Source organism: Youhaiella tibetensis (assembly GCF_008000755.1).
Taxonomy (GTDB): domain Bacteria; phylum Pseudomonadota; class Alphaproteobacteria; order Rhizobiales; family Devosiaceae; genus Paradevosia; species Paradevosia tibetensis.
In genome coordinates this window covers 1076486-1088661 of the sequence record NZ_CP041690.1, presented here as the reverse complement: position 1 = coordinate 1088661, position 12176 = coordinate 1076486, and the positions used below count along the sequence as shown (strand labels likewise).

Sequence of the window (12176 nt, the reverse complement as noted above, 5' to 3'; positions counted from 1 at the left end):
CAGCACTAACAAGCTGGTTGTAAGCCATTAGGGTTAAAGGGGTTTTAAGCGCCACGGTAAGCGAAAGGTTAATCGAAGAGGGTGCGTTCGGCCGCCGCAATGCACGGGGCAAAATCCATGCGGTGGTGGCGCGAGGGCCCGAAGGTCTTGAGAGCCTTGAGGTGCTCGGGGGTGGAATAGCCCTTGTGTCCGGCAAAGCCAAAATCGGGAGTGTCCCGATGCATGATCTGGCACATGCGGTCGCGCGTGACCTTGGCGATGATGGAAGCGGCGGCGATCGAGACGGAAAGCGCATCGCCATCGATGATGGCCTGGCCGGTGACCGGCAGGCCGGGCGGCACATCCCTGCCATCCACCAGGACATGGTCGGGCGCCATGGAGAGATTGAGCACGGCGCGGGTCATGGCCCAGAGGGTCGCGCCGCGGATGTTTCGGGCGGCGATGATCGCTGGCGGAGCCGCCACCACCGACACCGTTGCCTTGGCCACGATCTCGGCGAAGAGCTCCTCGCGGATCTCGGCTGTCAGCCGCTTGGAATCGTCGAGCCCCTTGGGGACGCGCCGATGATCGAGGATGACCGCGGCGACGACGACCGGTCCGGCCAGCGGCCCGCGGCCCGCCTCATCGACCCCCGCCACGATGGTGGCACCAGCCTTGAGAGCCGCGCGTTCATGGCGGAGCGAGGGCTTTATGACGACAATGGGAGAATCGGGCTTGGGCATGTGCGCCAGCATGCGCGCGGCGCGCACGAAGGCAATTCAAAAGTCGGAGCATGCGCGCTCTCACGCCTTATAATAGGCCCGCAAACGGCACGGTGCGACCTCGTATCCCCCGGAATCCGCGGTCCGCGCCACCGAATCTTAACCCGTCACAGTGCCGCACCTGTTAGCAACGGCAAAATACTTCGGTTTATCAATACTTTAGCTCCCCTGCCCCGTTCTTGACACCTTTCTTCGCCGCCACTATGTTGCGCGCGACTTAAAGGGGCATCCTTCAATGACGAAGGCGGCCGGACGAGGTGAGTGAGCGAGATGGCAAATCCGCCCAAGGAACAGCGTCCGGACGGCAGCGAGAACAAGGTCACCAACGATCTTGCTTCGCGGATTGCCGCTGCAAAGCGCGACCGGGCGGTGGAAGAGGCTGAAACCTCGCGCCGCGCGTCGGGGGACACGAGCCAGATGGGCCGCGCCGTGCGGCTTGGGTCGGAGTTCATCGCCGCAATCCTGGTCGCCACCGGGATCGGGTATCTGCTCGATCTGTGGCTGAATACGCGACCCTGGATCATGCTGGTCATGCTCCTCGTCGGGTTCGCGGCCGGAATTTTGAACGTCACCCGTTCGGTGGCGGAAATGAACAAGGCGGCCCCGCCGCCAAAGGACGCGGATCTCGGTCCTGCGGACGACGACGAAGACGACGATAGATAGGCTAGCGAGGAACCTAACTTGGCCGATCCGACCAAAGTTGACCCGATCCACCAGTTTGGCATCACCAATATTTTCTCGCTCGGCGAAGGCGGTGTCGCCTTCACCAACTCAGCACTGTTTATGGTGCTGACGGTCGGCCTGATCCTGGGCTACCTGCTGCTTTCGACAGCAGGGCGCAAACTGGTCCCGACCCGCGCCCAGGCCCTTTCCGAAATGCTCTACGAGTTCGTGGCCAATATGGTCAGAGGCTCGGCCGGCACCGAGGGGATGAAGTTCTTCCCGTTCGTGTTCGCCCTCTTCATGTTCGTGCTCGTCGCCAACATGTTCGGCATGTTCCCGTTCTTCTTCACCGTCACCAGCCACATCATCGTCACGGTCGCCCTGGCGCTGCTCGTGATGGTCGTGGTGGTGGGCTACGGCGTCTACAAGAACGGCTTCAAGTTCCTCAAGCTCTTCGTGCCGCATGGCGTGCCGGGCTACGTTCTTCCCATCGTCGTTCCGATCGAAGTGGTGTCGTTCCTCTCGCGTCCGATCTCCCTCTCGGTTCGTCTTTTCGCCAACATCCTGGCCGGCCACATCACCCTCAAGGTTTTCGCCGGCTTCATCGTGACGCTGGGCTCGCTCGGTGCACTCGGTTTCCTCGGCGCGCTGCTGCCGCTGATCATGACCGTGGCGATCACCGCCCTCGAATTCCTCGTGGCGGCCCTGCAGGCCTATGTGTTTGCCGTGCTGACCTCGATGTACCTCAACGATGCGATCCATCCGTCGCATTGATCGAACCTAACCGGTTTCGCCTCGGCCGCGGTGGCCGGGGTGTCTGAAAGACTGCACAGTCAAAGGCCTTCAAAGGAGAGACTAAAAATGGATCCAATTGCCGCCAAGTACATCGGTGCCGGTATTGCAGCTATCGGCATGGCCGGTGCGGCTATCGGCGTGGGCAACATCTTCGGCAGCTTCCTGTCGGGCGCCCTGCGTAATCCGTCGGCTTCGCAGAGCCAGTTCGGTAACCTGATCTTCGGGTTCGCCGTGACCGAAGCTCTGGGCATCTTCTCGTTCCTGATCGCCCTGCTGCTGCTGTTCGCAGTCTGATACTTTCAGGCGCAGATATCTGGACGGCGGCCAAGAGCCTGAGAGCTTAAGGCTGCCGTTCGTTTAACCGGCCATCCCGGCCGGTTCACGCAGATCAGCGGAATAGTCGTAAATGGCAAACGAGACCCCAGCAGAAGGCGACGCCCACGAGGCCGAGGCCACCCACGATACGGCAGCTTCGCCGACCGATGGGACCCATGCGACGACCGAGGCGCATGGCGGAGAACACGAAGCGGGTTTTCCCCCGTTCGATTCTTCGACCTTCGGTACCCAGCTCATCTGGCTGGCGATCACGTTCGTCGTTCTCTACGTCGTTCTGAGCCGCCTCGCCCTGCCGCGCATCGGCGGCATCCTCGAAGACCGCAAGGGTCGGATCGACTCCGACCTGGCAGCGGCCGACGCATCGCGCCAGAAGACGGACGCGGCCATCGCAGCCTATGAAGCTGCCCTGGCCGAAGCCCGCAAGAAGAGCCACGCGATCGCCGAAGAGACCCGCAACAGCATCAAGGCCGACCTCGATGCCAAGCGCGGCGCCGTGGAGGCCGACCTCAACAAGAAGGTCGCCGACGCGGAAGCCCGTATCAAGGCGACCAAGACCGAGGCCCTGGGCCATGTCGGCGAGATCGCTGCCGATACGGTCGAAACCCTCGTCAGCAAGCTCGTGGGCAACGTTTCCGCCCAGGACGCCCGTGACGCGGTCGCCCAGGTCTCCAAGGAGTAAAGCCGATGCTCAACTTCGGACTGGATTACACCACCGCCGCGACCGTCTGGGCCACCATCGGCCTGGTGATCTTCCTGGCCATCGCGATCTATGCGGGCCTGCCCAAGATGATCACGAGCATGCTCGATGAGCGGATCAAGAAGATCGAGGACGACCTTGCCGAGGCCAAGCGCCTGCGCGAGGAAGCCCAGGCTCTTCTCGCCGATTACGAAAAGAAGCGCGTGGAAGCCGAACAGGAAGCCGCAAGCATCGTGACGGCCGCCCAGGAAGAGGCCAAGCGCCTCGCTGCCGAGGCCAACGAGACGCTCAAGGACATGGTGACCCGCCGCACCAAGGCCGTCGAAGACAAGATAGCCCAGGCCGAGGCCCAGGCACTTGCCGAAGTCCGCGCCAAGTCGGCCGATGTCGCCATCGAAGCGGCCCGCATACTGCTCAACAAGCAGGTCGGCGAAAAGGGCCCTGCCCTGATCGACCAGGCCATCAAGGATGTCGGTGCACGGCTGAACTAAGCCGGAATAGCGTGACGTGAATCAGGGCGGGTCCAGTGGACCCGCCCTTTTTGTTTGCGCGGGACAAAGGCGCGCCTGCAGAACGGGCAGAGGGCCGGTGGGGGCGTCGCCCCTTTTGAACGATCGCTCGGCGCAGACGTTGCTATCGAGACCGCCCAGGGGTTTGATGCCAGGCTACTTCGTGAGAGGAGACCAACGATGGAAAGTTTCACCGGCGGCTGCCTCTGCGGCAGCGTGCGATTCAAGGCTTCCGGCCAACCGGATCGGGTTGGGCTTTGTCACTGCCTTGATTGCCGCAAGCACCATGGGGCGCTCTTTAATGCCTATGCCATCTTTCCACAGGACGCGGTGGCCATCGAGGGAGAGGTCGGGGCCTATGACGGGCGGCATTTCTGCCGCCGGTGTGGATCGGCAGTCTTTTCGATCAGCGGGGATGAAATCGAGATCCATCTCGGCTCGCTCGATACGCCCGATCAACTAACCCCAACCTACGAGCTCTGGACCATTCGCCGCGAGTCTTGGCTGCCGGAGTTCGCGCATATGACGCTTTACGAGCGAGATGAGCCGAACGCGAGTCGTGCCGAGGAGTAGTGGCGCCCGGAGAGGTGGCGCGAGGCACAAGCCCAGCCAATTCTGAAAAGCAAAAGGCCTCCCCGAGGCATCGGGAAGGCCCTTTTCGGTCGTATTCCGCGTTTACTCGGCTGCGGCTGCCGGCGGTGCCTCTTCAGGCTGCCAGCGCAGCTTGGGGCTGCGGGCGGCGCGGGTTTCGTCCAGCCTGCGGCGGGGGGCCCGGGTGGGGGCGCCGGTGAAGCGGTCCTTGTCGCCGGCTTTGGCGTCGGCAGCCAGGGCCAGCATCGTGTCGCAGAAGGCGTCGAGCGTCTGCTTGCTCTCGCTTTCGGTGGGCTCGATCAGCATGGCGCCGTGGACGACCAGCGGGAAGTACATGGTCATCGGGTGGTAGCCCTCATCGATCAGCGCCTTGGCGAAATCGAGGGTGGAGACGCCGGTACCCTCCAGCGAAGAGTCGTCGAACAGCACTTCGTGCATGGACGGGTAGTCCGGGAACGACACCGAGAAGGCATCTTCGAGCCGGGCCTTGATGTAGTTGGCGTTGAGCACGGCGTCGCGAGCGGCGCGGGCGAGGCCATCGCCACCGTGGCTGAGCATGTAGGTCAGAGCGCGCACATACATGCCCATCTGACCGTGGAAGGCGGTGATGCGGCCCAGGGCCTCGCCTTCGCTGTGCTCCACCATTTCAAGGCCGCCAGCAGCCGCCTTGCGCACGAAAGGAACGGGGGCGAAAGGGGCGAGCGCTTCGGAGAGAACCACCGGGCCCGCCCCCGGCCCGCCACCGCCGTGTGGGGTCGAGAACGTCTTGTGCAGGTTAATGTGCATGGCGTCGATGCCGAGGTCGCCCGGGCGCACCACGCCCATGATGGCGTTGAAATTGGCGCCGTCGCAGTAGAAGAATGCCCCCGCATCGTGGACCGCCCTGGCGATCTCGATGATCTGAGGCTCGAAGAGCCCGCAGGTATTGGGGTTGGTCAGCATGATCGCCGCCACATCGGGGCCGAGCGCGGCCTTGACCGCCTCGACATCCACCGTGCCGTCCTCGCGGGCGGGCACGGGCTTGACGGTATAGCCGAGGAAGGCAGCCGTGGCCGGATTGGTGCCGTGGGCACTTTCGGGAACCAGCACCACATTGCGATGCCCCTGCCCGCGCGCTTCCTGCGCGGCGTGGATGGCCATCATGCCGCAGAGCTCGCCATGGGCGCCGGCCTTGGGCGTCAGCGCCACGGCCGAGGTGTTGGTGAGCGTCATCAGCCAATGGCTGAGCTGGCTCATCAGCTCGAGCGCGCCCTGTACGGTCGAAACCGGCTGGAGCGGGTGCACGTCCGAGAAACCCGGCAGACGGGCCATCTTCTCGTTGAGGCGCGGATTGTGCTTCATGGTGCACGAGCCGAGCGGATACATGCCCGAATCGATCGAGTAGTTCATGCGCGAGAGGCGCACGTAGTGGCGCATGGCCTCGGGCTCGGTAAGCCCGGCGAGGTCGAGCGCCGACTTGCGCCTGAAGCCGCCAAGGCGGCTCTCATCGATCTCGACGTCCGGAAGGTCGACGCCTGAATGGTGCGTATCGCCGATCTCGAAGAGCAGCGGTTCATCGGGGATGAGGGCGGAGCCGGAGCCCGCGTGGGACAGAGTGCCGATGCCGGTGGGGCGGCCCTGGGTGTTCATGCTCATGCGAGCACCTCCTTGAGGCCGTTCGCTAGCGCGGCGATGTCGGCATCGGTGGTGAGTTCGGTGGCGGCGAGGACGATGAGGTTTTCGAGTTCGGGCTTTCCGGGCTCGAGACGCGACACCGGCACGCCCGCAAGGACATTGCGCTGCGCCAGGGCTTCGATGACGCCGGCGGCGGGCTTGCCCACGCGAATGGTGAACTCGTTGAAGAACGTCTGGTTGAGCACTTCCACGCCCGGAACCTTGGCCAGTGCATCGGCGAGGGCGATGGCGCGGGCGTGGTTGAGGCGGGCGAGGCGCGTGAGGCCGGCTTCGCCAAGCAGTGACATGTGGATGGTGAACGCCAGGGCGCAAAGGCCGGAATTCGTGCAGATGTTGGAGGTCGCCTTCTCGCGGCGGATGTGCTGCTCGCGTGTCGAGAGGGTGAGCACGAAACCGCGCTTGCCTTCGGCGTCGACGGTCTCGCCGCAGAGGCGCCCCGGCATCTGCCGGACGAATTCCTTGCGGGTGGCCATCAGGCCAACATAGGGGCCGCCGAAATTGAGGGCGTTGCCGATCGACTGACCCTCGGCCACCACGATGTCGGCGCCGAACGTGCCGGGAGCCTCAAGGAGCCCCAGGGAGACGACTTCCGTCACCACGACGATGAGCAGCGCGCCCTTGGCGTGCGCCATGTCGGCGGCCTTCTGCAGGTCGCGTAGGTGGCCGTAGAAGTCCGGGGTCTGGATGACGATGGCGGCGGTCTGGTCGTCGATGTGATCGAGGATATCGCCCTGGCCCTGCGGGGAGGCCGGCAGGCAGACGAGATCGGGATCGTTCTTGAGGTAGGCCTTGACCACGTCGCGGTAGTGCGGATGGAGGCCGCCCGAGAGCACGAGCTTCTTCTTGCGGGTCAGGCGACGGGCCATGAGCACGGCCTCGGCGGTGCCGGTCGAGCCGTCGTAGAGCGAAGCGTTGGCCACGTCCATGCCGGTGAGCTTGGCCACCTGGGTCTGGAACTCGAAGAGCATCTGGAGCGTGCCCTGCGAGATTTCCGGCTGGTAGGGCGTATAGGCCGTGAGCCACTCGGAGCGCTGGATCAGGTGATCGACGGTCGCCGGCACGTGGTGGCGATAGGCCCCTGCCCCGACGAAGAACGGGCCGTCGCCGGCCGCGCGGTTCTTGCCCGAAAGGGCGCGCATGTGGGCTTCGACCAGGAATTCGGGGGAATGGGCCGGCAGGTCGATGGCGCCGGTATTGTAGGCCGCCCGCGGGACGGCGCTGAACAGCGCGTCTTCCGAGGCGATGCCGATGGTGGCGAGCATTTCTGCGCGCTCGGCATCGGAATGGGGGAGGTATCGCATGGGAGGTGCTTTCGTCGGGTTCGGCGTCCCGGGCCTCCCCCTCCCAGCCTCCCCCGCAAGGGGGGAGGTGCTGATCGCGGCTATGGCGAGATTGGTGCCGGCGCCTCGATCGAAACACCCTCCCCCTGCGGGGAGGGTTGGGGAGGGGGTGAGCCCGAGGCTCAGTGCTATTTGATAAAATCAGCGTAGGCGGCTTCGTCCATCAGGCCGTCGAGTTCGGAGGGATCCCCGATGTGGATCTGATACATCCAGCCGGTGCCAAGCGGGTCCTGGTTGACCATGGCCGGCTCGGCGCCGAGCGCCTCGTTGACCGCCTCGATGGTGCCGCCCACGGGGGCGTAGATTTCCGAAGCGGCCTTGACCGATTCCACGACGGCGGTCTCGTCGCCCTTCTTGACCGTCTTGCCGATGGCGGGGAGCTCGACGAAAACGATGTCGCCGAGCTGCTCCTGCGCATAGGCGGTGATGCCGACGATGCCGGTCTGGCCTTCAATGCGGATGTATTCGTGGTCCTGGGTGAACTTGATGGTCATGGACGCCTCTCAAACCGGCTTGCGGTAGTAACGGTGGGGAACGAAGGGGAGCGCGGCGACTTCAGCGGACTGGCTGCGGCCGCGCACGGAAACGGAAAGCTTGGTGCCGACCGCGGCATGGTCGGGCGGCACGAACCCGAGCGCGATGGCGCGGCTCAGGGACGGCGAGAAGCCGCCGCTCGTGACCTTGCCGATGACGGCACCCGAGGCATCGAGGATTTCGGCGCCCTCGCGGGCCGGCGCGCCATCGACCAGCAGGCCGACGCGGACACGGGAGAGTTCGCCGCCATATTCCTTGAGGATGCGCGCGGCGCCGGGGAAATCGGCAGCTTCGCGGCGACGCTTGGAGACGGCGAAGTTGAGGCCGGCCTCGGTGGGCGAAATGGTTTCATCGAGGTCGTGGCCATAGAGCGGCAGGCCGGCTTCGAGGCGCAGGCTGTCGCGAGCGCCCAGGCCAATGGGCTTCACTCGTCCGTCCAGGGCGAGCGCGTCCCAGAAAGCCTTGGCGTGTTCGGGCTCCACCAGGATCTCGAAGCCATCCTCGCCGGTGTATCCCGAGCGGGCGATGACCAGCACGGTGCCGTTCCAGGGGAAGGAGCGGTAGGTCATGAAGCCCAGTTCGGCAACTTCGGGAATAATGCTTGAGAGCACCGCGACCGCGTCTGGCCCCTGCAGGGCGAGGAGCGCGCAGTTGTCGGCGCGGTTGAGCGTCGCCTTGCCGGCAGAGGCGGCGGCGATGCGGGCGAAATCGGCGTCCTTGGTACCAGCATTGACCACGATATAGAGCGAACCGGCCCAGGCCGGATCGGCGGGGCGGGCAATCATCAGATCGTCGAGGGCGCCGCCGGTCTCGTTGAGGAGCAGCGTGTAGCGGATCTGACCGGGCTTGAGGCCCTTGATGTCGCCGCAGATCAGCGGCTCGACCAGCGCGGCGATGGCGGCGTGATCGGCATCGGGGTCGCCCGATTTCTCGTTGAGCAGCAGGAAGGACGGCCCCATGTGGGAGACGTCGAAGAGCCCGGCATGCTCGCGCGTCCACTTGTGCTCGGTGATGATGCCGGTCGGGTATTGCACCGGCAGCGAATAGCCGCCGAAGGGCACCATGCGGCCGCCGAGCGCGACATGCACGTCGTTGAGGGGAACGGTCTTGAGGTCTTGAGGCGAGGTGTCGGCCAATTGACTCTTCCGGCAGCGAGGGACGATTGCCCGCCTTGCGGCAAGCGCGCACCCCCTCTGTCCGCTAACCTGAGAGATTTCCCGGCTATTGCCGGTTGCTCCTTCGGTGGGGCGAGATCGCCCGCTTTCCAGAGTTCAGCCTGACGCGGTCCTTTTGCCTGAGAGTTTCCGGGGCGGTTGCTCCTTCGGCGCCGGGCAAAGCCCGATCTCTCCCGCAGTCGAGCGCAACATGTAGAAGAATTGGTTCGCCGTCAATCGCGACGATGGAATGCTCACAAGGACGCTGACAAACGCCCTACTCTCCCGGATGCATCTCGGTATGGCGGGAATAGGCGTAGCCGCCTGCAAAGGCGGCGACCGCGACACTCCAGGCGAGCGATTGCAAGCGCGACATTGGGCGCGATGGCGCCCCGGGCCTTACCCGCGCGGATCGAAGCCGACCCAGATGACCAGGTCTTCGCCGCCGATATAGGGAATCTGGACGTTCTCGACGACCTTGACGAATTCCTCGCTCTGGTTGGGCGGGGTCACGGCGACGGGGATCGAGTACTTTTCCGAAAAGATCGCCGAGCCGTCGCGTTCGACCGCGAAGCGGACCGGCAGGTTGACCGAGGAGACGCTGCTCTTGGGACCCATGACGACGCGCCCGACCAGGCCCATCTTGACCGTGATCAGGCCGTTGGAAACCACGCAGTTGCGCGATTGCTTCTCGATAACGGCCTGCCAGTTGAGGTTGGCGGGGTTGCCGGCCTGGCCGGCATAGGAGAAGAGCGTCTCGCTGCCGGGGCGCACCTTGATGGGCGGGCATTCGGTGGCGATGGCCGGGAGCGCCGAGGGCGCAGCCTGGGCGATCTGGGCAGGATTGGCCGTGGCGTTGGCGAACTGGGCGCCGGTGGAGCCGCCGCCGCCGAACATGTTCCCCATCGAGCAGCCAGCCAAGGCGAGGGCCAGAAGGCCGGCGCCGGCAAATCGGACGGCGGGGCTCATTTTGTTGTTCGGCATCAATAACTTCTCCACACGCATCACTCAGACTTACTTCTTGCGCGCTTCAAGCGCCATCAGGATTGCGGGTGCGCCGGTGGCGGAAACGCCAGGTGCATCCTCGATAAATACGGCATCAACGACGCCATCGGTGATCAGCATGGCCGCACGCGTGAAGCGCGTGCCCATGCCGGCGCCCGAGAAGTCCTTGTCCAGTCCGAAGGCTTTGGCCTGGGCGGCATTGCCATCGGCGATAAAATCGATCTTACCGAGCGCATCGCTCGCTTCGGCCCATGCCTTGACCACGTGATGGTCATTGGCGGCGGCGCAGACGATCCTGTCCACGCCGGCAGCGCGCATTTTATCGGCATTAGCGATAAAGCCAGGTAAATGATTGACGTGGCAGGTGGGGGTGAAGGCGCCGGGCACCGAGAAGAACACGACGCGCCCCTGGCCGAGAACGCTGTCGCTGGTGGTGTCGCTTATGCCGGAGCCGTCAACCAGCTTCACCGGCACAGACGGAATCGTGTCGCCGCTCTTGATCATGCGCTTGCCCTTATGCGTTCACGGGCCGCGCCGATTTTGACGGACCTTTGAACTAACTTTTACCGCGACGAGGCGGCCATAGGCAACACTCGACGGGAGACTTCGAACGGTCCCATGTCGGTCATGAACGTGAGCTGAACGGGCTGCCCCTCCAGGCCCTCAATCTTGTCCGTCCCCAAGGACGGAAGGAGCACTATGCCGGGTTCCGGGCTTTTTTGCGGCACCCCGAAAAGCAGGCCGGCATCGCCGAAAGAGGCGATAAGCGATTGGGAATCAACGCGGGCATCTTCGACCTTGACCTTGAGGGCGCCGGTCGCCTGGTCGAAGACCACGTCGCCGATTGCCTCCGGATTCTGCTGCCAGGGCATGGGCGTGTTGGCCAGCGCTTGACGCAGCCGCAAACCCTCGCCGGCATCGGCCTTGGCGAATTGCAGCGGCATGGCGAAGCTGGCCTTGGCGGGCATGCAGATGTCCGAGCAGATCCCCATCACGGCCGACACCACCACGGAAGGAGCGTCGCTGGCGATCTTGAGTTCCAGCGGCAGGACGGTCGGGCCAAAGTAGACGTAGTCGAGATAGCCGGCGGCGTTGTCGACCGTGGGATATGGCCAGAGGATCTGGTAGCCCTCAACGCCCTGCGAACCCGCCAGGTCGATCTCGGTGGGGATGCCGGTCTGCCCCGGCGTCTTCCAATAGGTCTTGTAGTTCTGTGGCATGTCGATCTGGATGCCGGCGAGCGTGGTGCCGTCGGCATCGAGCACGTCACTGGTGACGAGACGCGCGCGCACGCCAGGAACGAGCTCCTGCCAGGCGCTTTCGGCCGCCAGGACCGGTACAGTCGAAAGTGTCGCGAAAACGAGGACAAGCGAACGCATGGCGGTTTGGATAGCGCAGCTTGAGTGTTTCCAAAAGTCTCCACCGATCAGGCCTTCGTGAGGGTGGGGTTTGCAGGGCCCCGGAACAGGCCTAAGCTGATCTCAGCCCCGCAGACCGAGGAGCAGCGTGATGATTTCGCTCAAGGGCCAGTTTCTTGTCGCCATGCCGGACATGACGGACGAACGTTTTCGCGAGAGCCTGATCTACCTGGTCGGCCATGGCGACGAAGGCGCTATGGGACTGGTGGTCAACAAGAGCGTCGACGACATGAGCTTCGGCGACATTCTCGAAGAACTGAGCCTGGGCGAACACGATGACATCATCCGCCTGCCCGACCAGGTCAAGAACCGGGAAGTCCTGCGCGGCGGGCCGGTCGAGAAGGGCCGCGGCTTCGTGCTTCATTCGAGCGACTACTTCCGCGACGGCAATTCCTACGAGGTGAGCGAGGAAATCTACCTCACCGCAACGCTGGACGTGTTGCGCTCGCTCGCCTTCGACAACGAGCCGGCAGAGGCGATTTTCGCGCTCGGCTATTGCGGTTGGGGCGCCGGACAGCTCGAGGGCGAACTCGGGCGCAACGGCTGGCTCACGGTGCCTTATTCACGCGACCTGCTGTTCGATGTCCCGCTGGAAAAGCGGTACGATGCAGCACTCAGGAAACTGGGGATTACGCGGGCAAGCCTGAGCACGATGGCGGGGAATGCCTAAGGAGGCATCGGGCCGCCCGGCATCTTTAC

At 64.3% G+C, this 12176-nt stretch carries 15 protein-coding genes and 1 riboswitch; of the genes, 7 read left to right on the top strand and 8 right to left on the bottom strand.

Annotation, left to right across the window (positions count from 1 at the left end):
- Window positions 1–68: 68 nt before the first annotated feature.
- Window positions 69–749 carry a ribonuclease HII gene (locus FNA67_RS05325; RefSeq protein ID WP_244616481.1) on the bottom strand — a complete coding sequence of 227 codons (681 nt, stop codon included), beginning with the start codon at window positions 747–749 and terminating at the stop codon, window positions 69–71.
- A 282-nt stretch (window positions 750–1031) separates the two neighbouring features.
- Here FNA67_RS05325 and FNA67_RS22130 point away from each other — a divergent pair, with 282 nt between their 5' ends.
- The 6 genes from FNA67_RS22130 (at window position 1032) to FNA67_RS05295 (ending at window position 4334) form a co-directional block, all read left to right on the top strand.
- Window positions 1032–1424 (top strand): AtpZ/AtpI family protein, encoded by a 393-nt coding sequence (locus FNA67_RS22130; RefSeq protein ID WP_049704231.1) that lies wholly within the window; start codon window positions 1032–1034, stop codon window positions 1422–1424.
- 18 nt (window positions 1425–1442) lie between these two features.
- The gene (locus FNA67_RS05315; protein WP_049704230.1) at window positions 1443–2198 is read left to right on the top strand and encodes a F0F1 ATP synthase subunit A; all 756 of its coding nucleotides are present in this window, start codon (window positions 1443–1445) and stop codon (window positions 2196–2198) included.
- An 87-nt stretch (window positions 2199–2285) separates the two neighbouring features.
- Window positions 2286–2513 (top strand): F0F1 ATP synthase subunit C, encoded by a 228-nt coding sequence (locus FNA67_RS05310; RefSeq protein ID WP_035032694.1) that lies wholly within the window; start codon window positions 2286–2288, stop codon window positions 2511–2513.
- A 112-nt stretch (window positions 2514–2625) separates the two neighbouring features.
- Window positions 2626–3234, top strand: a complete 609-nt coding sequence (locus FNA67_RS05305; RefSeq protein WP_049704229.1) for a F0F1 ATP synthase subunit B — start codon at window positions 2626–2628, stop codon at window positions 3232–3234.
- A 5-nt stretch (window positions 3235–3239) separates the two neighbouring features.
- On the top strand, window positions 3240–3743 hold the full coding sequence (locus FNA67_RS05300; RefSeq protein WP_145976677.1) for a F0F1 ATP synthase subunit B family protein: 504 nt from the start codon (window positions 3240–3242) through the stop codon (window positions 3741–3743).
- Window positions 3744–3941: 198 nt separating this feature from the next.
- On the top strand, window positions 3942–4334 hold the full coding sequence (locus FNA67_RS05295; RefSeq protein WP_147655313.1) for a GFA family protein: 393 nt from the start codon (window positions 3942–3944) through the stop codon (window positions 4332–4334).
- 102 nt (window positions 4335–4436) lie between these two features.
- Here FNA67_RS05295 and gcvPB read toward each other — a convergent pair whose 3' ends face one another.
- From gcvPB to FNA67_RS05260, 7 genes are all read right to left on the bottom strand, one after another.
- The gene (gcvPB, locus tag FNA67_RS05290; RefSeq protein ID WP_147655312.1) at window positions 4437–5987 is read right to left on the bottom strand and encodes an aminomethyl-transferring glycine dehydrogenase subunit GcvPB; all 1551 of its coding nucleotides are present in this window, start codon (window positions 5985–5987) and stop codon (window positions 4437–4439) included.
- Window positions 5984–7327, bottom strand: coding sequence for an aminomethyl-transferring glycine dehydrogenase subunit GcvPA (gene gcvPA, locus FNA67_RS05285; protein WP_147655311.1), 1344 nt, complete (start codon window positions 7325–7327; stop codon window positions 5984–5986). The genes gcvPB and gcvPA overlap by 4 nt, the downstream gene beginning before the upstream one ends.
- A gap of 167 nt (window positions 7328–7494) precedes the next feature.
- Window positions 7495–7860, bottom strand: coding sequence for a glycine cleavage system protein GcvH (gene gcvH / locus FNA67_RS05280; RefSeq protein ID WP_147655310.1), 366 nt, complete (start codon window positions 7858–7860; stop codon window positions 7495–7497).
- A 9-nt stretch (window positions 7861–7869) separates the two neighbouring features.
- Window positions 7870–9036: a glycine cleavage system aminomethyltransferase GcvT gene (gcvT, locus tag FNA67_RS05275; protein ID WP_147655309.1), complete on the bottom strand. Its 1167-nt coding sequence runs from the start codon at window positions 9034–9036 to the stop codon at window positions 7870–7872.
- Window positions 9037–9172: 136 nt separating this feature from the next.
- Window positions 9173–9261: riboswitch (glycine riboswitch) on the bottom strand.
- Window positions 9262–9453: 192 nt separating this feature from the next.
- Window positions 9454–10038, bottom strand: coding sequence for a hypothetical protein (locus tag FNA67_RS05270; protein ID WP_049704225.1), 585 nt, complete (start codon window positions 10036–10038; stop codon window positions 9454–9456).
- Window positions 10039–10068: 30 nt separating this feature from the next.
- Window positions 10069–10563: a peroxiredoxin family protein gene (locus FNA67_RS05265; RefSeq protein WP_147655308.1), complete on the bottom strand. Its 495-nt coding sequence runs from the start codon at window positions 10561–10563 to the stop codon at window positions 10069–10071.
- 59 nt (window positions 10564–10622) lie between these two features.
- Window positions 10623–11438, bottom strand: coding sequence for a protein-disulfide reductase DsbD domain-containing protein (locus tag FNA67_RS05260; protein WP_147655307.1), 816 nt, complete (start codon window positions 11436–11438; stop codon window positions 10623–10625).
- A gap of 130 nt (window positions 11439–11568) precedes the next feature.
- Between FNA67_RS05260 and FNA67_RS05255 the strand changes: the two genes are divergently transcribed.
- Window positions 11569–12147, top strand: a complete 579-nt coding sequence (locus FNA67_RS05255; RefSeq protein WP_049704223.1) for a YqgE/AlgH family protein — start codon at window positions 11569–11571, stop codon at window positions 12145–12147.
- The last annotated feature ends 29 nt before the right edge of the window (window positions 12148–12176 follow it).